The following is a 22,341-nucleotide window of genomic DNA, read 5'->3' as shown; positions in this document are numbered from 1 at the left end:
GTTCGTGACGATGAAGAAGCTCCTGATCGCCAATCGCGGTGAGATCGCGCTGCGCGTCGTGCGCACCGCGCGCGAGATGAGGGTCAGCACCGTTGCCCTGTACGCGGAGGACGACGCGGACACGCCGCACGTGCACGCCGCAGACGAGGCGTTGCCGCTGGTCGGAGCAGGTCCGGCTGCCTACCTCGATCACGCGGCGGTGCTGGCCGCTGCCGCGCGCTCCGGTGCCGACGCGGTGCACCCCGGGTACGGATTCCTCTCGGAGAACGCGGAATTCGCGCGAACCTGCGCGGCAGCGCAGGTCGTGTTCGCAGGACCGGACCCGGCGGTCCTGGAGACGTTGGGGGACAAGGTGTCGGCCCGCGCCGCCGCGGTCTCCGCCGGCGCGCCCGTGCTGCCCGCCACCGCAGGTGCCGCGACGGTGGAGGAGGTGCGGGCGTTCCTCGCGGAGAACCCGGGCGGCATCATGATCAAGGCGCTGGCCGGTGGCGGCGGGCGCGGCATGCGGGTGGTTCGCGAGGCCGCCGCTGTCGAGGCGGCGTACCGGGCGTGCGCGGAGGAGGCTGATCTGGGCTTCGGGAGCCGAGAGGTGTTCGCGGAGGCCCTGTTCGACGGTGCCCGGCACGTCGAGGTCCAAGTGGTCGCCGACGGCACGGCAGCTCTGGCGCTCGGCGACCGTGACTGCAGCCTGCAACGGCGGCACCAGAAGCTCCTCGAGATCGCCCCCGCAACAGGCGTGGAGCCCGAGGTGCGTCGCGGTGCGCACGAGGCCGCGGTGCGGCTCTGCGCGAGCCTCGGGTACCGGGGTCTGGCCACGGTGGAGTACCTGGTGCGGGGCGAGGAGTTCGCCTTCCTGGAGGTCAACCCCCGGATCCAGGTGGAGCACACCATCACCGAGGAGATCACTGGCGTGGACCTGGTGGCCGCGCAGCTCGCCCTCGCGGACGGAGCCGGGCTGCACGACCTCGCGCTCACGGACGGCGTGGTGGCCGACGCGTCCGGCGAGCGCGGTGAACCGGCGACGGCTGCGAACACGGCGGTGCAGGCCCGCGTGAACTTGGAGACGATGACCGCCGACGGCGGCGCGGCGCCGACCGCGGGCACGCTCACGACGTTCACCCCACCCACCGGGCCGGGGGTCCGCGTGGACACCTTCGGTCTGCCGGGCCTGGTCGTGAGCCCGCGGTACGACTCCCTGCTGGCCAAGGTGATCGTGCGCGCGGGAACCCGCACCACGGCCCTCACCAAGCTCGACGCGGCCCTGGGCGAGTTCGCGATCGAGGGCGCGGCCACGAACATCCCCATGCTGCGCGCTCTGCTCGCGGATGACCAGCTGCGAGCAGGGCCCGTGAGCACGGCGTTCCTGGCGGAGAACATCGAACGGCTGGTGGCCGAAGCGGGCGCGAGCACCTCGGTTCCCTCATCCGTGACCGCGCTGGAGCTGCGGACGGGGGAGGAGGTCGCACGCGCCCCCATGGCGGGCACCGTCGTCGCGGTCGCCGTTGAAGGCGACGAAGTTCCCTCGGGCGGACAGCTGGCGGTGCTGGAAGCCATGAAGATGGAGCACGTCCTGTCCGCCGACCACGCGGCGCGAGTGGTGCGCGCGCTGGTGCCGCCGGGCCGCACGGTGGCTCCGGGCGATCCGCTCGTGGTGTTCGCGCGAACCGACGAGGGGGAGGCTGAATCCGCTTTCGAGCTCGACCTGGACGCCACCCGGCCGGACCTCGACGAGCTGCGCGAGCGGCAAGCCGTCACCCAGGACTCGGCACGTCCCGAGGCGGTGGCCAAGCGTCACCGCCTGCGTCGTCGGACCGCGCGCGAGAACATCAGCGATCTGGTGGATCCGGGCAGCTTCGTCGAGTACGGGTCCCTGGTGCTCGCGGCCCAGCGCAGCCGACGGTCCGAACAGGACCTGATCACCAACACCCCGGCCGACGGGCTGGTCGGCGGCGTAGCGACCATCGGCGCGGACCGGTTCGGTCGGGCGGCGGCCGAGGCCGTGGTGATCTCCTACGACTACACGGTGCTCGCCGGGACGCAAGGCATGCGCAACCACGCCAAGACCGACCGGATCCTCGGGGTGGCCCGGGATCGGAGGGTGCCCGTGGTGCTTTTCGCCGAGGGCGGTGGTGGCAGACCCGGTGACACCGACATGGATGTCGTTGCGGGGCTGGACGTTCCGACGTTCCGCCTGCTGGGTTCGCTGCGCGGTGGTGCGCCGACGGTGGCGATCGCCTCGGGTCGCTGCTTCGCCGGGAACGCCGCCCTGGCCGGCGCCTGCGACGTCGTGATCGCAACCCCCGACGCGAACATCGGCATGGGCGGTCCCGCGATGATCTCCGGCGGTGGGTTGGGGGAGTACCGGCCCGAGGACATCGGCCCCATCGACGTGCAGCGCCGCAACGGGGTCGTCGACGTGGTGGCGCGGGACGACGAGCACGCCGTCGAGCTGGCGCGCCGGTACCTGTCGTACTTCCAGAGCCCGCTGTCCCCGGGCGAGGGCGTCGAGTGGGAGGCGCCCGATCCGCGCCTGGCCCGGCACGTCGTGCCCGAGAACCGGTTGCGCGCGTACGACGTCCGCAGCGCCATCGACGCCGTCGTCGACGTGGACTCGGTGCTGGAGCTGCGTCCCGACTACGGGGTGGGCGTCGTGACGGCACTGGTCCGCGTGGAGGGCGTCGCGCACGGCCTGGTGGCCAACAGCAGTCACCACCTGGGCGGCGCGATCGACGCCGAGGCGGCGGACAAGCTGGCCGACTTCCTCGCGCTCTGCGAATCAGGCGGATTGCCGATCGTCTCCCTCTGCGACACACCGGGGTTCATGGTCGGGCCCGAGGCGGAGAAGGACGCGACGGTGAAGCGCTTCGGTGAGCTGTTCGTGCTCGGCGCTCGCCTGACGGTGCCGTTCGGCGCGGTCGTGCTCCGCAAGGGCTACGGACTGGGCGCGATGGCTATGACCGGCGGCTCCTTCCGCGCCCCGCAGTTCACCGTGGCGTGGCCGACCGGTGAGATCGGCGGGATGGGTCTGGAAGGCTCGGTCCGGCTGGGCTACAGCAAGGAACTCGCAGCCGCACCCGACGAGGTCGCACGCCAGCAGCTCTACGACAGCCTGGTGGCCGAGGCCTACGAGCGTGGCCGCGCGCTGCGCGCGGCCACCACCTTCGAGCTGGACGACGTCATCGACCCGGCCGACACCCGCCGCTGGATCAGCACGCTCCGACCCCGCGGCTGATTCCACGAGGTGCTGGAGCACGCGAAGCCCTCACTGCGGAACCGACCGCCTGGTGTCGAGGCCAGGCGGTCGAATTGGGGGCCTTCCGAGGCAGCCAGGGCCTGTCGGAGCGGGCGAGGCCGGGGCCTCGGGATGATCAGCCTGGGGCCGGGCCGGCGTCTGGCTCAACGCGCTCTCCCTGGGTCTGCTCATGCTTGTCATGTACGCGCTGGTGCCGCTGGTGTTCGGTTCCGGCCCTCCGGTGACGGCGTTCGGCCCGGGGGCACTTCTGGCTCGGGTGGCTCGTTGGTACCGGTATGAAGCCAGTCGGGCACACACGTGGGAGTTCGTCATGAGCGCGATCGGGACTGTGTTGGGGTACGCCTTGACGGCGTACCTGTTGGTGCTGGTCGCGCGGCTCGTGCTGGATTGGGCGCGAACAGCGGCCGAAGGCCCGCACTGGGTACGACGGGCTCGGGCGCTGACTCATACCGCCACCGAGCCGGTGATCGCGCCGGTGCGCCGGGTGCTGCGGCCGGTGCGGGTCGGCGAGATCTCGCTCGACCTCGCCTTCACGGCCGTGTTCGTCGTCGTGCTGGTCCTGCGCTCCGCCGCCTTCAGCCTGTAGCCGCGGCGTCCTGGCAGATGGCCCGGTCGTGTCGTCCTCGACTGCCTCGTCCGAGGCAGTCGAGGACGATCAGCGCAGCGGGGCGGCCGTCTCCGTGGGCCGCTTCGCCATGATCCGGACTGCGGGCATCCGCCTGCCGTAACGGTGTGGGCAAGTTTCCTCACCCCACCTGTCCGAGCCCCTAGCCTCTCGACGGGTGCATGGCCGCGTTCGCGGTGCGCACTCGTCGGTCGAGGTCGGTCCCGGTGCGGGAAGGGTGGGGTGGTCTCAGGATGCCAGTGCGCACGTTGAAGAGGCTCGAGAGGACAAGGCACCGTCGAGGCGCTGCGGTGGTCGCAGCTGCGATCGCTGCGGTGGTGGTGCCGGCGGTGCCGCCGGCGCAGGCGTCGGGTGTTCCCTACCCGGACGCGGAGTGGAGCGAGGCCTGGATCTCCTCCCCGTCGAGCGCGGGGGAGGCGACGCTGCACGCGGACGTCCTGCGGCCCAAGGGCTACGAGGCCACCGACAAGACGCCGGTGATCCTCTCGATCGGGCCGTACTTCAACCACTCCGGTCAGGTCGGACCCGCCGGTGCGGTGGAAGGCACGTCGTACGACCCGATCGGGCCCAACGACGGCCCTTCGGAGCGGTTCCAGGACTTCGTCGAGGGTTCCGGGCTGCTGGAGAAGGGTTACACGTTCGTCATGGTGGATCTGCGCGGCTTCGGCGGCTCCACCGGGTGCCTGGACTGGTCGGGACCGGGTGAGAAGGCCGACGTGGTCAACGCCGTCCGGTGGGCGGCGAGCCAGCCGTGGTCGACGGGCCGGGTCGGCATGTACGGCAAGTCCTACGACGGGCTGACCGGGTTGATCGGGGTCAACGAACGGCCTCCGGGGCTGGCCGCGGTGGTCAGCCAGGAACCGGTGTACGACGACTACCGGTACCTCTACGGCGACGGGATGCGCCGGCTGAACTCGGTGGCGACGCCCGCCCTCTACGACGGCATCGCCGCCACACCGGGACCGATCACCGACGCTCCCCAGTACAACCTCCAGAGCCTCAACGATCCGGTCTGCCTGGCGCAGAACTTCGCGCAGCAGGCAGGCGATGACCGGCACGACTCGGCGTTCTGGCAGGAGCGCAACCTCATCCCCGGTGCCGTGGGGTCGAACGTGCCGCTGTTCCTCACCCAAGGCCTGACCGAGAACAACACGGTCGCCGACGGGATGCAGGAGTACCTGGACAACCACCCGGGCTACGAGCGGAGCTGGCTGGGCCCGTGGGATCACGTGCGCGGCAACGACGTCGACGAGACCGGTCGCCTCAAGATGGGCCGCCAGGGCTGGTTCGACGAGGTCATGCGCTTCTACGACCGCTTCCTCAAGGACCAGGCGCCGACCGTCGCGGACCCGCCGCACGCGGTGCAGACCAACGACGGGGTGTGGCGTTCGGAAGCCCAGTGGCCTGCGGCGGACATGAGCGAGTTCCGGACGCCGTTGAACAGCGGCACCTACGTCGACCACGCCCAGTCCGTTTCGACCGCGGCCAACTCCTCGTCCGGTCAGCCCTCCGACCCGGCCGTGACCTCGGGGGTGTGGACCGTGTCGAACCCGCTCCCGCACGACGTTCACCTCTCGGGCTCGCCGGCGGCATCGGTCGACGTGACGACGTCGATGCCCAACGCCAACCTGGTGGTCGACGTCTACGATCTCGGACCCGACGGCACGGGTCCGCTGATCACGCGCCAGGGCCACCTGGTGCGAGAGCCCGGTGAGACGACCGTCCCACTGCGGCTCTGGAGCGCCGACTGGAAGTTGCCGGCCGGTCACCGCATCGGCGTGCGCGTCACCGACAACAACCAGGACTGGTGGCCGATGGCCGCACCCAGCGGCCAGACCGTCACGGTCCGCGGCGGTTCGGTGGACCTGCCGTTCCTCCAGCACCGTCGGACGATGACGGTCGAGGGCGCCCCGGGCGTGCAGCTCGCCGGCTACCTCGAACAGCAGAGGGCCACCGCCCCGGCCGACGCCGTGGGCGGCGCCGTTGACTTCACCCTGCCGGGTCCGCTCGCGGATCCGCCGCCGGATTCGGTGTTCACCGGCGGCTACGTCGAGCCGGTGGGCGGCAACTGACCGCAGGAAGACGACAGCGGGGCGACTCGAGATCGAGTCGCCCCGCTTCGTTCGTCCACCCCCGGAGCCGCAGCCCGAGGGCTCGGTTCACCTGGTCAGTTCCGGCTCGTCGTCCTGCGTCGCAACCGGTCTGGCTTCGGAGCGCTCGGACACCAGCGCCTTGGCCGATGCTTCGGGAGCGGCGAGGGTTTCGCGTGCCTGAGCCGGGTCAAGGGCACCGTCCCACTTGGACACGATGAAGGTCGCCACGCAGTTCCCGAGCAGGTTGGTGACCACGCGCATCGTGTCCATGATCCGGTCGGCGCCGAGGATCAGCGCGACGGCCGCCACCGGGATCACGCCCACCGCCGAGGCGGTCGCCGACAGCGCGATGAACGCCGAGCCCGGCACACCTGCCATGCCCTTGGAGGTGAGGATGAGCACGAGGATGACGGTGATCTGCTGTCCGACGGTGAGCTCGACCCCCACGGCTTGGGCCATGAACAGCGTCGCCAGCGACAGGTAGATCGACGCACCGTCGAGGTTGAACGAGTAGCCGGTCGGCACGACCAGGCCGACGGCCTCCTTCCGGCATCCGGCGCGTTCCAGCTTCTCCATCATGCGCGGCATCACGCACTCGCTGGACGCCGTGCCGATGGCCAGTGCGAACTCCTCCCGCGCGAACCGCACGAACCGGATCAGGCTCAGTCCGGTGAACACGCGCATGAGCACGCCGAGCACGACGATGAACAGCGCGGCCGCGCCGTAGCAGGCGCCGATGAGCTTGGCGTAGGTCGACAGCGATGACAGGCCGTACTGACCGATGAGGTAGGCCATCGAGCCGAAGACGGCGATCGGTGCCAGCCGCATGACGTACCCGATGATCTTGAAGATGATCTCGCCGGCTTGCTCGATGAAGTGGAACACCTGCGGGGCCCGGTCGATGCCCACGTGCAGCAGCCCCGCGGCGAACAGCACGGCCAGCAGCAGGACCTGCAGCAGCTCGTTGTCGGCGAAGGCCCCGACAGCGCTCTCGGGGATCATGTGCAGCACGAAGTCGGCGGCACCGGGCATCTGCTCGCCCTCGGTCTTGGCTTCCACGCCGGAGGTGTCGAGGGTGCTGGGGTCGACGTTGAGGCCTGCGCCGGGCTGGACGACGTTGCCCGCGATGAGGCCGAGCGCGAGCGCGGCCGTGGTGACGACTTCGAAGTAGATCAGGGCCTTGAGCCCGATGCGCCCCACCGAGCGCATGTCACCGGCCTTGGCGATGCCCACGACGACCACGCAGAAGATCAGCGGCGCGATGACCATCTTGATCAACCGGATGAACCCGTCGCCGACCGGCTTCAGCGATTCGCCGAAGCCGGGCCAGAGGTGGCCGACGAGGATGCCGAGGACGGCGGCGATGAGGACCTGGACGAACAGGGATGACAGAACGCTTCGAACCGGACTTCGCGTCCCTGGAGCTGAGACAGCAGGCACGATCCCTCTTTCGCTTTGTGGAAATATACTTCCGAAGATGATCTGAAGTGTGAGTCGAGCAGTCCCCTGCGTCAAGAATCGTTTCCCGACCGGGAGCTCAAGATCCCTCAGCACGATGGTGAGATCGACCTGCGGTTCTGGTCGCCCGGTCGATCGCACACGGTGTGGTGGGTTCGGCGCCGAGCTCTCGGGAGTCCTGGTGCCACCTGGTCCGGCTGGCCGGTAGCGGCGGGCGGACACCTCCTTGTGCCTCGTGGTGCTGGCTCACATCCTCGAGGCCTGATCCACCAGCCCGTTCGGTCGCGGCTTGATCGCGTGTCGCCGTCGAGCCGGCCTTGCCGCGCTGCGCCGTGTACCGGCACGCGACTCGGGCAGGTGGCTCCGCAGTCGGCGGAAGTCGCGCGTCACCACGTTGGGTGGCGAGGTGGTGTTCGAGGAGAACCCGTGCATCGTCGAGGTGGTCAACAGCTGGCTCGCTCGGCGGAGCCCTCGTCGAGGTCGGAAGGTTCACGGTGCCCTCCGGCGGGTGCTGGACCGAAGCGGGCTCGTCGACGGCTCGCCGCAGCGGTGGCGGGTCGGGTTCGTTCGGTGGGACCGTGGCGTCATTCCCGCACCTCAGGGGGCGAACCGTGCATCTGGATCCCGATTTGGCAGCAGCCGTTCCTGCGTTGCCTGACCTGCACATCCACGACCTCGACGGCGCTCGGGCGCGGATGGCCGAGCTCACCTCGAACTCCGGGCAGGTGGTGCCAGGCGAGGTCACCGCGACAGATCACGAGGTCCCGGGTGTTGACGGCGTGCCGGTGCCGGTCCGGGTCTTGCGCCCGACCGCTGCGCCCGTTCCGCTGCCTGCCGTGCTCCTGCTGCACGGCGGCGGGTTCGTGATGGGAGGCGTGGATTCCCTCACCGCGCAGGCGGTGGGCCTGTGCGCGCACGTGCCTGCGGTCGTCGTCGCCGTCGACTACCGCTTGGCCCCCGAGCATCCCTACCCGGCGGCGTTGCGGGACTGCGAGGCCGCGCTCGGCTGGACCGCGTCGGAATCCGAGTCGCTCGGCGTGGATGCTGCGCGCATCGCGGTGTACGGCATGAGCGCGGGTGGCGGGCTCGCCGCCGCCCTGACGCTGCTGGTCCGGGACCGGGGCGGACCGCCGGTGCGCTTCCAGGTGCTCGACGCCCCGGAGGTCGACGATCGCGTCGAGACGTTCTCGGCACGCACGTTCGACGAAACACCGTTGTGGAACCACGCCGACGCGGTGCTGAGCTGGCGGCACTACCTGCGCGGGTGGAACGGGGACGTGCCGGCATACGCGGCCCCGGCCCGCGCGGACGACCTTTCCGGGCTGCCCGCCGCCTACGTCTCGGTGTACGAGAACGATCCGCTGCGCGACGAGGGCATGGCTTACGCCTCCGGCCTGCTGCGCGCCGGCGTGTCGGTCGAACTGCACCTGTTCCCCGGCACGTTCCACAGATCAGCGGTGCTCACAGGTGCAGCGGTGTCCCAACGCCAAGCCGCCGAAACCCGCGACGCGCTCCACCGCGCGCTGAACCCAGCAACGTGACGGAACGGCGCGACACCGGGGCGCACGTACCTCTCAAAGTGGTGCATACCAGGAAGATCCTGCCCTGCCTGAGGTTTGAGCGCTCAACGTCCGATGCCGACGTGATCCGGCCTGGAGCGACGCCGATCTCGCACCGCCAGTACCCGTCCCACCCCCTTCCTCTGCCAATCGCCAACGACTCACACCGCCACCTCTGATGGGACGAGTGACCAGTCGGCGCGGCCGTCGTCGTCATGGCGATCGCTGTGCTCCGCTCCGAGACTGCTCGGGCTGGCCCAGGGCGATCGACCGCGCCGAGGTTGGAGAGGTCGTCGAGTCGTCGCCCGGCTAGGGGCTCGTGGGTGGATGACGGCCGGCGTGCAGCCGCCAAGCGCACGGTCCGTGAAATCCGAGGCTGAGTGCGTTGGTCAGCGTTGGCGGGCCACTGCGGCGTAGCAGGCGGCGCGTTCCGGGTGGTCGCCTGGGGGAGTCTCGGGGCGCCACTCGACGGTGTGGACGACGCCTGGGTCGATGAGGTCGAAGTCGGCGAGCAGGTTCTCGATCTCGGTTCTGCTGCGGAGCGTCATCGGGTTTCGGCTGTCGTCGAAGAACGGTGCCGCAGCTCGCATCTCGGGAAGGTCGCTGGTGAGGTGCGAGGCGACCAGGTACGAGCCGGGAGCCATGCGGGCCTGGTAGTCCCGAAGCAGGCGTCGGGGTGAGCCCGCGTCGTTGACGTAGTGGAGCATGCCGACCAACAGCAGGGCCGTGGGCTGCTGGAAGTCGATGAGCCGCAGCGTGTCCGGGTGTTCGAGGATCGTGTGCGGCGCGCGGATGTCCTCGCCGAGGATGACGACGCGCGGGCTGGCGGTGAGCATGCTGCGGGCGTGCGTCACGGCGACGGGGTCGTGGTCGACGTAGACGACGCGGGATGCGGGGTCGATCTCCTGGACGACCTCGTGCACGTTGCCGACCGTGGGGATTCCGGAGCCGAGGTCCAGGAACTGCCGGATGCCCTGGTCGAGGCAGAACCGGAGCGCGCGGTGCAGGAAGGCGCGGTTGGCCTTGGCCGCGTCGTTGAGGTGCGGGAAGACTTCGAGCGCCGCGTCCTGAGCCCGCCGGTCGGCTTCGAAGTTGTGCGCGCCACCGAGGGCGTAGTCGTAGATCCGCGCCACGCTCGGCTGGTTCCAGTCGATCTGCGAAGGGACCCAGCTCGCACCTTCCTCCACTGCGCATCCCCTCGATCGGCTCCGACGGGGAGCGGAGTGTGCCACGTCGGATGCGCGGGATCCAGGGTCTGGGAGGCGCCCCTCCTACCGCATCGAACGTGCGCACCGGCGCTCGGTCGTCGAGGCCAGGGATGCTGCGATGGCGAGTGCGAGTGGCAGGTGGACTGCGGGGCCGATGCAGGTGTCCGCACGAGTGCCCTGCCACACCGGTTCGGTCGATTTCCTCCGCCGCAGCTATTGCTTCAGTGTCGATTGAAGCCAATGGGGCCGGGGGTGGAGGCCTGGCGTGGAAGTCAAGGACGCCTGCCGCCTCGAGGCGTTGATCACGCGGTAGGCCGGGGCGTGGGAGGGGGGTCCCGCGCCCCGGCCGGTGTTCGTGGGAGGAGTTCAGCGCATGAGCTGGTGGGCAGGGGCGGTGGAGGCGTGGTGGAGCGCCCATTCGAGGGGGCCGCGGTGCAGCAGCGAGCGCCAGGCGGTCGTGATCAGCATCGTCGCGGCGACCAGCACGATCCAGAGGAGGTAGGGGTTCTCAGCGCTCATCCGTCCCAGCTGTTCAGGTCCGAAGGCCTCGGGGCGAGCAGGTGACCGGCGTCGGAGGTCAGTGCGAGCGCCCCGACCCGAGGAGATCGGCAGCAGCAACCAGCGCAGGCGCTGACCGAACAGGCACAGCCCGATCACGGCGATGACCACTCCACCAGCGCCGATGATCTCGAACGGGGTTCCGCTGAGCCGCTCCGTTCACGGCGCACGCTCGTCTCATGTGGACGAAACCCCGGAGTGCTCCAGGCCAGCCTTCCAACGGGGTTCAATTCTTCACGGAGCTTCCAGGGAGACGGGTGTCCAAGCGGTCAGGTTGGCGGGCGAGCGCGCAGCGTTGGTCGGGTCCCATGGTGGAGTCGGTCAACGACCGGTGTGAAGCCGGGCCCGTGGATTGAACCGCTCACGAACCTCGATTGATCTCAACGTGCACCGGGTGCCCTCGACCAGGGCGTTCGCGGCCTCGGCGACCAGCTCGGCGGCGCGCCGTCGGCGGGTGCGCCGTGCCTGCCGGTTGGCGGGTGCGCCACTAGGCTGGCCACATGGCTGAACGCCTGGTCACGGATCGGCTAATCCTGCGGAGCTGGGAGATGGAGGACGTGCCCGCGGCCTTCGAGGTCTTCGGGCACGCCGATGTCGCCCGCTGGCTGAGTCCGATCATGGATCGAGTCCCGGACGTGGCGGCGATGCAGGTGCTGCTGCGGCAGTGGATCGTCGAGGACCTGCGCGCGGAACCTCCCACCGGGCGGTGGTGCGTTCAGCGCCGCGAGGATGCCGCCGTGATCGGCGGTGGGACGCTGCTGCCGCTGCCACCCGGCGGTGATGATCTCGAAATGGGGTGGCAGCTGCACCCGAATGCGTGGAGGCAGGGCTACGCCAGCGAGGCGACCTACGCGATGGCGCAGTGGGCGTTCAGCCACGACGCCGATGAGCTCTACGCCGTCGTCCGGCCGGAGAACGCACGAGCGGTGTCGACGATCCGCCGCAACGGCATGGAGTGGGTGGGCGAAACCGGCAAGTACTTCGGGCAGCCCATGCAGCTGTACCGGCTCCGGCCCGCAGACCTCGACCAGGCGCGACCGGGCGCACTTCCACCGGGCTTCGAACCCGAATGAGCGGCGTGGCGTTGGAGGGTGTGCTCGACCAGCTTCGGGCGGGAGGTCGTAACCGCACGGCCACAGTGCGCGAAGCCGGCCTCGCCGGGCTGTTGTAGGAGCGCTCCGGTCAGCCGCGCACTGCGCGGAGACCGCCGGACCGCCTGCCTTCGAGCCGATCGAGTGCGGCTCGGCCTGCGGCGTCAGCGGGGAGGTGCACGACGAGGCGCTGGTCGTCGTCGGCGGACAGATCCAGGACCTCGTAGCTGAGGCGTATTTCGCCCACCTCGGGCTGGTGCACGCGGTGGACGCCCGTTGCTGCGGCCAGGCCGGGAATGGTGTCCACCCGCCGAGCGAAGTCCGCACCCGCGGCGACCGTCAGCTCGTCGGCCAGCGCGGCGACCTCAGGATCAGCACGGAATGGGCCGTGCTTCAGCACGGCCACCATCTCGTCGGCCCGGTGCTCCCAGTCGGGGAAGCAGGTGCGGGCACGGGGAACGGTGAAGAGGAACCGGGCGAGGTTGGGCCAGCCCGGGTCGTCGAGGACCCCGAGGGGCGCCATCAGCCGACGGTAACCATCGGTGCAGGCCAAGACTTCTGTCAGGCGGCTCAGCACCACGGCGGGCGCCGGTTCGAGATGATCGAGGATCGCCCGCACCGCCGCGCGGACCTCCCGCTTCGGCTGCTCGCCGCCCATGCAGTTGAACCCGGGGTCGGCGCCCTTGCTGAGGCGGTGCAGGTGGATGCGTTCGCTCGGCGAGAGCAAGAGGGCGTCGGCCAGAGCCGAGAGCACCGGCGGAGACGGCCGGCGGTCCCGCCCCTGTTCGAGCCGGATGACGTACTCGACGCTCACACCGGCCAGGGTGGCCAGCTCCGCACGGCGCAGACCGGGCGTGCGACGCCGAGTTCCCGCAGGTAGGCCCGCCTGAACGGGCGTGACCGCTTCGCGGCGGCTCCGCAGGAACAGGCCCAGCTCGTTGTCGCTCACTCTTCGAACGGTACCGGCGTGCGCAGGTTTTCGGGTGGCTCTGCCACTACCACCATTCCCGCGGTCTTCCTGGCAACCGCCGCGGACGGGCAGATTCAGCACCAGCGGCCGACCGGTCGCCCGGACGGCGTGAAGAGGAGCGACATGTCCCGCACCAACCTCGCGGTGGTCATCGGCAGCGTCCGGGAAGGGCGCTTCGGCCCGGTGGTCGCGCGGTGGATCACCGAGCACGCCACGCGCCACGGAGCGTTCGAGGTGGATGTCATCGACCTCGCCGAAGCCGATCTGCCGCTGGAACTGCCCGCCGTCTCCTTCCGCCTGGACCCGAGTCCGCCCCGTTCGGAAGGAATGGTCGACCTGACCCGGCGGCTCGATGAGGTCGAGGCGTTCATCACCGTCACGCCCGACTACAACCGCAGCCACGTCTGTTCCCGCGCTACCACCTGCTCCTCGACGAACGGGAGAATCTTCTCCGGCCGGACGAGCCGGCCGCCGCGGCCCGCGAGGTGCTCGACCAGCTGCACTGGTGGGCGCACGCGCTCACCGCTGCTCGCACCACTCCCGAAGCAGCATGAAAGGCCAGGTCGCACCGATGGAACTAGGTCGCCAGGGACTCGGTTCGATGAGACTGCGCCAGCACACCGACGCCGATCCCGACCGGGACCCGGTGGCCCTCGTCCATGCCGCGCTCGACGCTGGAATCACCATGGTCGACACCGCCGACGCCTACCAGAACGAGGAACTCGTCGGCCGCGCCATCCGGCGGCGCCGCAACGAGGTGGTGCTCGCCGGCAAGTTCGGGCTGGTGTGGCAGGACGGCATCGCTGGGAACTTTCGCGTGCGGGCCGATCCGGCCTACGTGCGACAGGCGGCCGAGGCGAGCCTGCGGCGGCTCGGCGTGGACGTCATCGACCTCTACTACCTGCATCATCGCAGCGAGGCGGTCCCGATCGAGGACACGGTCGCAGCGATGGCGGAACTGGTCGACAAGGGAGTCGTGCGCGCGCTGGGCTTGTCCAACGTGACCGCCGACGACCTCCGCCGCGCCCACGCCGTCCACCCGATCACGGCGTTGCAGGAGAGGTGGTCGTTGTTCGAACGAGATGTGGAGCGGGGCCTGCTCCCCGCCGCGACCGACCTCGGGGTGACCATCGTGGCGCACTCGCCGACAGATCACGGCTCGTTGCACCGGGTCCCGGACGCCGGCCCGGCACTCGACGAGATCGCCCGCGCGCACGACGCCACCCCAGGCCAAGTCGCACTGGCCTGGGTCCACCACCGAACCGAGGTGCACGACGTCACGGTCGTCCCGCTCCCCGGCACGACGAACGTCCGCCACCTCCGCATCAACGCCGCCGCCCGAGACATCCGCCTGACCGACGAGCAACTGCACCAGCTGAACGCGCTCGTGATGTCTTGCTGAGAAGCGTCCGCCTCGGGGCCGTGCTGCCGACGATCTGGCGTGGTCCGGCACCTGGGGCTGTTCGGACCACACCGGCATGGTCAGCCGACCCGTTCACCGGTGGGCCGGTCGGCCAGCTCGAGGGCGGCCGGGTCAGCTCCGGTCACCAGCGGGCCACGGTGATCGCCGAACAAGCGATCTCGCGTGTGGCAGCGCACCACGCCACCGGATCGGTGCGGGATGGCCGGAGCCGCTGACGCAGCTCGCTCTCGGCAGCCCCGCGCAGGTACCAACGTGAACTGCCTGGTCAGGCGTGTCGTTCCTGGGTGGCAACACGAGGTGTGGTGATGCGAGGGAGCGTGGCGTCGGGCGGATAGAGTTCTTCTCCGTCCAGCCCTCGATTCACAGCCGGAGACGCCCGCGTGTCTGATCAGTTCGTTCACCTGCACGTGCACACCGAGTTCTCGATGCTCGACGGTGCTGCCAAGCACGATGCGCTGTTCGCCGAGGTCGCTCGGCTCGAACAGCCCGCGGTGGCGATGACCGACCACGGCAACATGTACGGGGCGCACTCCTTCTACAAGAAGGCCGTCAAGGCCGGGGTGACGCCGATCATCGGCATCGAGGCCTACATCGCTCCGGAGAGCCGGTTCCACAAGAAGCCCGTGTTCTGGGGTGCCCGGGCGCGCACCGGCAAGAAGGAAGTCGACGAGTACGGCGAGAGCGGCGACGTCTCCGGCGCCGGTGCCTACACGCACATGACGATGCTCGCGCAGAACTCCACCGGCCTGCGCAACCTGTTCCGGATGTCGTCGCTGGCCAGCATGGACGGGTTCTTCCGCAAGCCGCGCATGGACAAGGAGCTGATCGCCGAGCACGCCGAGGGCATCATCGCCACCTCGGGGTGCCTGGCGGGCGAGATCCTGACCCGGCTGCGGCTGGGGCAGAAGCAGGAGGCGTTGCAGGCCGCATCGGACTACAAGGACATCTTCGGGCCGGACCGGTTCTTCATCGAGGTCATGGACCACGGCATCCAGATGGAGCGCAACATCCGCGGTGAGCTGCTCGACATCGCCCAGCAGCTGGACCTGCGGACGGTGGCGACCAACGACAGCCACTACGTGACCTCCGATCAGGCCGGGCACCACGACGCGCTGCTGTGCCTGCAGACGCGCTCCATGATCGCCGACACCGACCGGTTCAAGTTCAACGGCGACGGCTACCACATCAAGAGCTCGGAGGAGATGCGCGAGTACTGGGACACCGAGGTCCCGGGCGCGGCCGACAGCACGCTGCTGATCACCGAGATGGTGGAGGGCTACGAGGAGGCGTTCGCCGCGCACAACCGGATGCCGCAGGCGAAGGTCGAGGCCGGTCGCACCGACGTGGAGATGCTGCGCGACGAGGTCGAGTCGTTCATCCCGAGCCGCTTCTCCGGCGACAGCTTCACCCAGGAGTACCGCGACCAGCTCGAATGGGAGCTGAAGGTCATCACCGAGAAGGGGTACAGCTCGTACTTCCTGGTCGTCGGCGACATGATCCGGTGGGCCAAGAACAACGGCATCCGGGTGGGGCCGGGCCGTGGTTCGGCGGCGGGCGCGCTGCTGTCGTACGTGCTGCACATCATCGACATCGATCCGCTCCAGCACGGGCTGCTGTTCGAGCGGTTCCTCAACCCCGAGCGCGACTCGCCGCCCGACATCGACATCGACTTCGACGAGCGTCAGCGCGAGCGGGTCATCCAGTACGCCAAGGAGAAGTACGGCGAGGAGTTCTTCGCCAAGGTCATCACCTACGGCACGATCAAGACCAAGGCCGCGTTCAAGGACGCCGCTCGGGTCCACATGGGACAGGCCGGTTTCCAGCTGGCGGACCAGTTCTCCAAGGCGCTGCCCGCGCCGATCGCCGCCAAGGACATCCCGCTGTCAGGGATCGTCGATCCCGACCACGAGCGCTACCCGGAAGCCGCTGAGGTCCGCTCCCTGATCGAGACCGATCCGCAGATCGGCAAGATCTTCGACACCGCCCGCGGGTTGGAAGGGCTGATCCGCAACGCGGGCGTGCACGCGTGCGCGCACATCATCTCGCGGGAGCCGCTGCTCGACGTGCTGCCGCTGTGGAAGCGCGACGACGGCGAGATCATCACCGGTTGGGACGGTCCGCAGTGCGAGGACGTCGGCCTGCTCAAGATCGACATCCTGGGCCTGGTCAACATGACCACGATCGACGACACCGTGCGGATGGTGAAGAGCAACCACGCCGTCGAGGTCGAACCGCTCGACATCCCGCTGGATGACGACGCGACTTACGAGATGCTGGGGCGGGGCGAGAGCCTGGGAGTGTTCCAGCTCGAAGGTGGCGGCATGCAGTCGCTGCTCAAGCGCATGCAGCCCACCCGGTTCGGCGACATCGTCGCGTGCGTGGCGCTGTACCGGCCGGGTCCGATGGACGTCAACGCGCACCTGGACTACGCCGACCGCAAGAACGGCAAGAAGCCGGTCGAGCCGATCCACCCGGAGCTCGACGAGCCGCTGAAGGACATCCTGGGCGAGACCTACGGTCTGATCGTCTACCAAGAGCAGATCATGGCGATCGCCCAGAAGGTCGCCGGGTACACCCTCGGACAAGCCGACCTGCTGCGACGCGCGATGGGCAAGAAGAAGAAGGAGGTGATGGACGAGCAGTTCGCCCGGTTCGAGGCCGGTATGAAGGAGCGCGGCTACTCCAAGGCCGCGATCGACCAGCTGTGGGCGACCGTCCTCCCCTTCGCCGGGTACGCGTTCAACAAGTCCCACGCCGCCGCCTACGGGCTGGTGACCTACTGGACCGCCTACCTCAAGGCCCACTACCCGGCCGAGTACATGGCCGCGTTGCTGACCGCCAACAGCAACAACAAGGACAAGACGGCCGTCTACCTGTCGGAGTGCCGGCGCATGAGCATCCAGGTTCTGCCGCCGGACGTGAACGAGTCCATGACCGAGCACACCGCGGTCGAGGGGCGCATCCGCTTCGGCATGGGCGCGATCCGCAACGTCGGCGCCAACGTGGTCGAATCGGTCATCGCCTCCCGCGAGGAGAAGGGGAAGTTCTCGTCGTTCTCGGACTTCCTCGACAAGATCGAGATCACCGCGTGCAACAAGCGGGTCATCGAGTCGTTGATCAAGGCCGGTGCGTTCGACTCGCTCCGCCACACGCGGATGTCGCTCAACGCTCACCACGAGGCCGGGGTCGATGCGGTGATCGGGCTCAAGCGCCAGCAGGCGATGGGGCAGTTCGACCTGTTCGGGGGCGATGACTCCGGTCCCAGCGAGGACACCTCGCCGTTGGCGCACCTGCAGTTCACCGACGAGGAGTGGCCGCGCAAGCAGCTGCTGGCCTACGAGCGCGAGATGCTGGGGCTCTACGTCTCCGCGCACCCGCTCGACGGTGCCGAGAGGCTGCTGGCTCCGTACCAGGACACCAGCATCGCCGAGCTCGTCGGCGGCGAACGCGAACCCAGCGGGTACGGCAGCAAGGATCAGCAGCCCAAGATCGCCGGCATGATCTCCGGCATCCAGCGGCGGCTGAACAAGAACGGTCAGCCCTGGGCCATCGTCACGCTGGAGGACTTCGAAGCCAGCATCGAGGTGCTGTTCTTCCCGAAGTCCTACGAGATGTTCGCCGACTGCCTGGTCGAGGACAACGCGCTGGCGGTCAAGGGCCGGGTCAACGAGCGCGAGGGCGAGATCAGCGTGTTCGCCTCCGACGCGGTCCCGATCGACATCACCGCGGCCGAGACCGACCCCGGCAGCGAACCGCCCCTCGTGCTCAAGGCCGACTCCCGCAAGCTCAACGCCGAGGTGATCAGCGAGTTGAAGCAGACGTTGACCGCGCACAAGGGGACCACGCCCGTGCACGTGCACCTCGGCAAGACGCGGCTGGAACTGCCGGAGTGGCCGGTCAACGTGTGCACCGAGCTGGTAGCGGAGCTCAAGTCGGTGCGCGGCATCGCGGTCGAACGCGTCGGGCGGTGACCGGCCGAGCACCGGGGCCGGTCCTGGCCGCTTCAGGACATATCGCGAGGGATTGCCTGTCCTGACGGGCAATTCGCTGCGTCGTCCTAGTCCTCGACGTAGATGAGGGCGTCGCCGACAGCTCGTTCTTCGCTGCCGCTGGGCTTGTTGGTGAGGGTGCCGTTGACCGACATGGTGGTGGAGCCGCCACCGTCGAGGTTGACCGCGTCGGTGAGGCCCAGCGCCTGGGCGACCGCGGCGGTCTCGTCCATCGTGGTGCCGACGCTGGTGGTCTGCCTGCCGTCGATGGTGGCCAGCACGATCGTGCCGTCCGGGGTGGTTCCGGCGATGGTGCGCGGGTTGCGCGCGAAGAAGTCACCGGAACCCGGTGGCACGACCACCTCGCCGTCGGCCAGCAGCCGGTAGCGGCCGTTGACGCCGAACAGGCCCGGTCGCAGGTCGACCTGGTCGCCGTTCTCGTCGGTCAAGGTCGAGGACTTCTCGAGGCAGCCCTGCTCGGTGATCGCCAGCAGTGCTGCCGAGTCCTTCCCGGTCGCCTGCAGCGAGGTCTGGTCGGGCGCGAGCGTCGTGCCGCGCGCTGCGGAGCTGCGCACGACGCATCCGCGCTGGTCGAGCACGACTTCGGTGCCGTCCCCGGACGGGGTGGGGCCGAACTCGGGGTGGAACAGGACCACGTCTCCCGGCTGGGCGCACTGCGCCTGGTCGGGCAGCTCGGTGCATCCGGACGGGACCACCGGCGGGTGGTTGAGGTGTTCGAGCGGCATGGTGGCCTCGGTCTGCCGGTTCCGCACCGACCCGGACCAGGCGGTCCGGCCCATGAGGACCTCGTCGCTGTTGCTGTCGACGATCAGGTCCGCCTCCGCCTCGGCGGTGGTCGGCTCGCTGAGCAGCTTCCCGCCGTAGACGCCCAGGCCGACCGGGTCACCGGGGTACTGCGGATTCGCGGAGAAGGTGAAGAAGGAGGCGTTGACCCCGGCCAAGGCGCCCGAGAGGCCCACCAGGTCGGTGGTCTTCTCGACCGGTGCGAGATCGGGACCGTAGGTCGCTTCGACGTGGCCCTTCGCCCTGGTGGGATCGATGGCGAGCACGTTGACCACCCAGGGCCCGCGGGTGGTGGTGTTGATCTGGTCCGGCGGGGCGGGTTCGGTCCCGCGAACGATCTGCGTCAGTTCGACGCCCTCGACCAGCGCGCGCGTCGACCGCGTCTCCGCCAGATCGGGGTCGCCGAGCGGGAGGCGGTCGCCCTCGGCGTCGGCGCTGCTCGCCGGGAGGAAGGGGAGGACGGCCGCGATCACGAGTCCCGCCGCAGCGGGCGATCGGCGCGTGCGTCGGGATGTCGGGGTCATGGGTTCAGGCTCGACGGTCCGCGGAACGTTCTCGGGTTCTTGCGGTTGACCAGCCGGTGAAGTGTTCATGACGCGACCGTGGCGCCGTGCTCCGCCGCTGCGGTTCGAGGATGGCGGCGGGCACGGTGGTCGACCGGGGACGTTGGTCGTCCTGTGAGTCAAGATCGGTTGACCGGGAGGTTGCGGGCGAGGACGCCGGTGAGGGCGAGTCCGGCGGCGGTGACCCAGAGGACCCCCGCGGCTCCGAGGCCGACCGCGACCATCCCGATGGCTCCGGGGATGAGGACCTGGCCCGCGCGGTTCCCGGTGAGTCGCAACGACATCGCGCGCCCGCGTGCGCCCGGTGGGGCGGATTCCGCGAGCCAGGACATCGTCAGCGGCTGCCCTACGCCGAGCCCGAAACCGGCGACGGTGACCGCGAGGAGCAGCAGCCACACGGGCACGGGGGCGGCCGCGACGCTGATGCCGGCGGCGGCGCCGAAGATGCTCAGGTCCAGCAGTCGGCGGCGCCCGACCGCCTCCGAGAGCCGCCCGAGGAAGAACCGCGAGGCCATCGACGAGGCGGCGCGCAGCACCAGCAGCGTGCCGATGAGCGACGAGGCGATCCCGCGTTCGGCTCCGAGCGCGGGCAGGTAGACCAGGGAGATGTCGACCGCGGCGAGCACCGCGCACGCCGTCAGCAGCGCTCCGGCCAGGCCCGGAAGCCGGAGCAGTTGCCGCACACCGACGTTCTCGGTGGTGGCCCGGCCGCGTTCGGTCCACGTGTTCTCGATGGCGAAGGTCAGGGTGAACAGCGCGATCGCGACGGCGATGCCGACCTGGAAGATCGGTGTGGTGTCCGGAATCGCCTGCGTTCCACCGAAAGCCACGATCACCAGCGGTCCGGCGGCCTGGCCGAGCGAGGCGGCGAAGGTGTAGTAGCCGAACGCGGAGTCCATCCGGCCTGACGTCGTGCTGTTGGCCACCAGCGCCTGCTGCCCGACGATCGCTCCCAGGTGCGCGGTGCCGAGCACGACGCTGCCCGCGACCAGGCCGGGAACGGTGTGACCGAGCGCGAGCAGCACGGTGCCCGCGGTGCACATCAGCAGGCTCCCAGCGAACATCACGCGCCGTTCGCCGAGCCGGTCGACGATGTGCCCGGCCGGCAGCGCCAGCACCAGCGGGACGATGGCGAAGCTGCCGGAGAGCACGCCGAGCCACGACGCCGGAACGCCGAGTTCGAGCGCCCGGTAGGTGGTGGCGGGACGCAGGACGAAGGTGATGAGCTGGGTGAGCGTGGCGTGGCCGAGCAGCGCCCATACCTGCCGGTTCGCGTTGATCATCGGTGCAGGCGGCGAGTCGCCTGGGCGGCGAGGCCGGTGTCGATGTGCTCGATCATCACGGCTGCGGCTCCCTCGGAATCACCGGCGATGATGGTCTCGGCCAGCATCCGGTGCTCCTCGTCCTTCTTGGCGCGCGCCTGCGGTCCGCGGTCGACCTCGAGTGCGAACCTGCGGTAGCGGTCGGCCTTGTCCCACAGGCCTTCCAACGTCTCGACGAGCAGCTCGTTGTGCGAGGCGCGGTAGATCGCGCGGTGGTAGCGACGGTGGTGCAGCAGGTGTTCGTAGCCCGGGTTCGAGGGCATCGCGCGCAATCCGTCCAGGGACGCGCGAATCGCGGCGATGTCGTCCTTGGTGCGCCGCTGCGCGGCCAGCGAGGCCGCCAGGGGGTCGAGGGATCGGCGCATCTCCAGCAGATCGCGGTTCTCCTCGGCCTTGAGCTCGGTTACCTTGGCGTCTCGATGCGCGCCGAGCTCGACCAGGCCTTCGGCTTCGAGCCGGCGCAGCGCTTCTCGGAGCGGGGTGGTGCTGATGCCGATGGTGCGCGCGAGTGTGGCCTGGTTGATCACCGATCCGGGAGGGAGTTCGCCGGAGAGGATCTTCTCCCGCACCTTGTCGTAGGCGAGGTCGCTCTTGGTCGTCAGCGGCGCTGCAGGTTCTGACATCTGCTCGACCCCCTCGGTTGCTTATAGCCTACAACCCGGACGCGCGACATCTCATCGCCAACGAAATGGCTCATCCTCCGCGCGGAAACGGAGACGCAGCGCCGGACGCGAGCTGATCGCGAAAAAATGACTCTGCCCTGGCGGGGTGAGGTTATAACGACAGCGCGGGGGTGCCCCGATATCGGACGCGACGTCCGGAGCGGGTGCGCGAGCCCAGTCACGGCGTGAACGGGTTGCCCGCGGGCAGCGGCGCCGCGAACGGGCTCGCGGTCCTCCACGTTCCGGCGCAGGAGCACGAGGTGCTGGGCAACCAGCTTGCGATGACGGGGCCTCCTGCCAACTCGCAGGTGGCGTTCATCAGCTCGCAGCGCGGCTACGTCCAGCAGTGGCGCAGCGGCTTCCGCGTCGTGCCGTACGTGACGAAGAAGCAAGGGGCGCCGATCAAGACCCGCGCCACCGACCTCGTCGAGAACGGGGAGCCCGGGCGTGCGGAGAGGCTGAGGCTCTTCGATCCGGGGCTTGCTTGGCGGTGCCGGGTGGGTCCCGCACTCGGGAACAGCGGCGAACGCCGCGTCCTGGAGCAGTCCTGGTGGACCCCGCCGGTGGACCGCGCTGAGGGAGCGCTCCACCGGCGGGGTTTCGCTGTGGCGGGGTCAGTCTCCGGTGTGGAGGTTGTTGGAGATGAGGTCCATGACTGAGGAGTCGGCGAGTGTGGAGACGTCGCCGACTTCGCGGTTCTCGGCGACGTCTCGGAGCAGGCGGCGCATGATCTTGCCGGATCGGGTCTTGGGGAGTTCGGGCA

At 69.5% G+C, this 22,341-nt stretch carries 16 protein-coding genes and 1 pseudogene; 9 read left to right on the top strand and 8 right to left on the bottom strand.

Going from position 1 to position 22,341, the window contains the following annotated elements:
* The first annotated feature begins 10 nt into the window (after positions 1 to 10).
* The 3 genes from E1161_RS10250 (at position 11) to E1161_RS10240 (ending at position 5,950) form a co-directional block, all read left to right on the top strand.
* A complete protein-coding gene (locus E1161_RS10250) occupies positions 11 to 3,232 on the top strand; it encodes an acetyl-CoA carboxylase family protein (protein ID WP_132622018.1) in 3,222 nt (1,073 codons plus the stop codon).
* Between the two features lie 199 nt (positions 3,233 to 3,431).
* Positions 3,432 to 3,839: a YggT family protein gene (locus E1161_RS10245; RefSeq protein WP_328591240.1), complete on the top strand. Its 408-nt coding sequence runs from the start codon at positions 3,432 to 3,434 to the stop codon at positions 3,837 to 3,839.
* 329 nt (positions 3,840 to 4,168) lie between these two features.
* A complete protein-coding gene (locus E1161_RS10240; protein ID WP_165939742.1) occupies positions 4,169 to 5,950 on the top strand; it encodes a CocE/NonD family hydrolase in 1,782 nt (593 codons plus the stop codon).
* A gap of 87 nt (positions 5,951 to 6,037) precedes the next feature.
* Here E1161_RS10240 and dctA read toward each other — a convergent pair whose 3' ends face one another.
* A complete protein-coding gene (dctA, locus tag E1161_RS10235) occupies positions 6,038 to 7,411 on the bottom strand; it encodes a C4-dicarboxylate transporter DctA (protein WP_132622014.1) in 1,374 nt (457 codons plus the stop codon).
* 629 nt (positions 7,412 to 8,040) lie between these two features.
* Between dctA and E1161_RS10230 the strand changes: the two genes are divergently transcribed.
* On the top strand, positions 8,041 to 8,970 hold the full coding sequence (locus E1161_RS10230) for an alpha/beta hydrolase (protein WP_132622012.1): 930 nt from the start codon (positions 8,041 to 8,043) through the stop codon (positions 8,968 to 8,970).
* 407 nt (positions 8,971 to 9,377) lie between these two features.
* Here the strand turns inward: E1161_RS10230 and E1161_RS10225 are convergent, their stop codons facing one another.
* The gene (locus tag E1161_RS10225; RefSeq protein WP_132622010.1) at positions 9,378 to 10,175 is read right to left on the bottom strand and encodes an SAM-dependent methyltransferase; all 798 of its coding nucleotides are present in this window, start codon (positions 10,173 to 10,175) and stop codon (positions 9,378 to 9,380) included.
* 387 nt (positions 10,176 to 10,562) lie between these two features.
* Entirely contained in the window at positions 10,563 to 10,715 is a 153-nt protein-coding gene (locus E1161_RS28005; protein ID WP_235874922.1) for a hypothetical protein, read from the bottom strand.
* A gap of 539 nt (positions 10,716 to 11,254) precedes the next feature.
* Between E1161_RS28005 and E1161_RS10215 the strand changes: the two genes are divergently transcribed.
* Positions 11,255 to 11,827, top strand: a complete 573-nt coding sequence (locus E1161_RS10215) for a GNAT family N-acetyltransferase (RefSeq protein ID WP_132622008.1) — start codon at positions 11,255 to 11,257, stop codon at positions 11,825 to 11,827.
* Between the two features lie 109 nt (positions 11,828 to 11,936).
* Here E1161_RS10215 and E1161_RS10210 read toward each other — a convergent pair whose 3' ends face one another.
* A complete protein-coding gene (locus E1161_RS10210; RefSeq protein ID WP_132622006.1) occupies positions 11,937 to 12,794 on the bottom strand; it encodes a helix-turn-helix domain-containing protein in 858 nt (285 codons plus the stop codon).
* Between the two features lie 144 nt (positions 12,795 to 12,938).
* Between E1161_RS10210 and E1161_RS28000 the strand changes: the two are divergent.
* Positions 12,939 to 13,154, top strand: a pseudogene (locus tag E1161_RS28000) (NADPH-dependent FMN reductase); the annotation flags it as partial.
* 47 nt (positions 13,155 to 13,201) lie between these two features.
* On the opposite strand, the gene E1161_RS28330 reads toward E1161_RS28000, so the two are convergent.
* On the bottom strand, positions 13,202 to 13,330 hold the full coding sequence (locus E1161_RS28330) for a hypothetical protein (RefSeq protein ID WP_268951380.1): 129 nt from the start codon (positions 13,328 to 13,330) through the stop codon (positions 13,202 to 13,204).
* 86 nt (positions 13,331 to 13,416) lie between these two features.
* Between E1161_RS28330 and E1161_RS10200 the strand changes: the two genes are divergently transcribed.
* Both E1161_RS10200 and dnaE read left to right on the top strand, forming a co-directional pair.
* Complete coding sequence (locus E1161_RS10200; RefSeq protein WP_132622004.1) at positions 13,417 to 14,217, top strand: aldo/keto reductase; 801 nt, start codon at positions 13,417 to 13,419, stop codon at positions 14,215 to 14,217.
* 401 nt (positions 14,218 to 14,618) lie between these two features.
* Positions 14,619 to 18,209: a DNA polymerase III subunit alpha gene (gene dnaE / locus E1161_RS10195; protein WP_132622002.1), complete on the top strand. Its 3,591-nt coding sequence runs from the start codon at positions 14,619 to 14,621 to the stop codon at positions 18,207 to 18,209.
* Positions 18,210 to 18,295: 86 nt separating this feature from the next.
* Here dnaE and E1161_RS10190 read toward each other — a convergent pair whose 3' ends face one another.
* The 3 genes from E1161_RS10190 to E1161_RS10180 form a co-directional block, all read right to left on the bottom strand.
* Positions 18,296 to 19,555, bottom strand: a complete 1,260-nt coding sequence (locus E1161_RS10190; protein ID WP_132622000.1) for a phosphodiester glycosidase family protein — start codon at positions 19,553 to 19,555, stop codon at positions 18,296 to 18,298.
* Between the two features lie 158 nt (positions 19,556 to 19,713).
* A complete protein-coding gene (locus tag E1161_RS10185; RefSeq protein ID WP_132621998.1) occupies positions 19,714 to 20,877 on the bottom strand; it encodes an MFS transporter in 1,164 nt (387 codons plus the stop codon).
* The gene (locus E1161_RS10180; protein WP_132621996.1) at positions 20,874 to 21,539 is read right to left on the bottom strand and encodes a GntR family transcriptional regulator; all 666 of its coding nucleotides are present in this window, start codon (positions 21,537 to 21,539) and stop codon (positions 20,874 to 20,876) included. Before E1161_RS10180 ends, E1161_RS10185 begins: the two co-directional genes overlap by 4 nt.
* A gap of 224 nt (positions 21,540 to 21,763) precedes the next feature.
* On the opposite strand from E1161_RS10180, the gene E1161_RS10175 reads away from it, so the two are divergent.
* Complete coding sequence (locus E1161_RS10175) at positions 21,764 to 22,237, top strand: hypothetical protein (protein WP_132621994.1); 474 nt, start codon at positions 21,764 to 21,766, stop codon at positions 22,235 to 22,237.
* Positions 22,238 to 22,341 lie beyond the last annotated feature (104 nt).

The organism is Saccharopolyspora aridisoli (genome assembly GCF_004348445.1).
Lineage (GTDB): Bacteria > Actinomycetota > Actinomycetes > Mycobacteriales > Pseudonocardiaceae > Saccharopolyspora > Saccharopolyspora aridisoli.
Note: the sequence above shows the minus strand (reverse complement) of the source record. Positions and strands in the feature narration are given on the sequence as shown.

Coding starts and splice junctions, on each gene's coding strand:
- E1161_RS10180 (WP_132621996.1), bottom strand. CDS start 21,539: ATGTCAGAACCTGCAGCGCCGCTGACGACCAAGAGCGACCTCGCCTAC.
- E1161_RS28005 (WP_235874922.1), bottom strand. CDS start 10,715: ATGAGCGCTGAGAACCCCTACCTCCTCTGGATCGTGCTGGTCGCCGCG.
- E1161_RS10245 (WP_328591240.1), top strand. CDS start 3,432: ATGTACGCGCTGGTGCCGCTGGTGTTCGGTTCCGGCCCTCCGGTGACG.
- E1161_RS10250 (WP_132622018.1), top strand. CDS start 11: ATGAAGAAGCTCCTGATCGCCAATCGCGGTGAGATCGCGCTGCGCGTC.
- E1161_RS10185 (WP_132621998.1), bottom strand. CDS start 20,877: ATGATCAACGCGAACCGGCAGGTATGGGCGCTGCTCGGCCACGCCACG.
- E1161_RS10190 (WP_132622000.1), bottom strand. CDS start 19,555: ATGACCCCGACATCCCGACGCACGCGCCGATCGCCCGCTGCGGCGGGA.
- E1161_RS10215 (WP_132622008.1), top strand. CDS start 11,255: ATGGCTGAACGCCTGGTCACGGATCGGCTAATCCTGCGGAGCTGGGAG.
- E1161_RS10200 (WP_132622004.1), top strand. CDS start 13,417: ATGAGACTGCGCCAGCACACCGACGCCGATCCCGACCGGGACCCGGTG.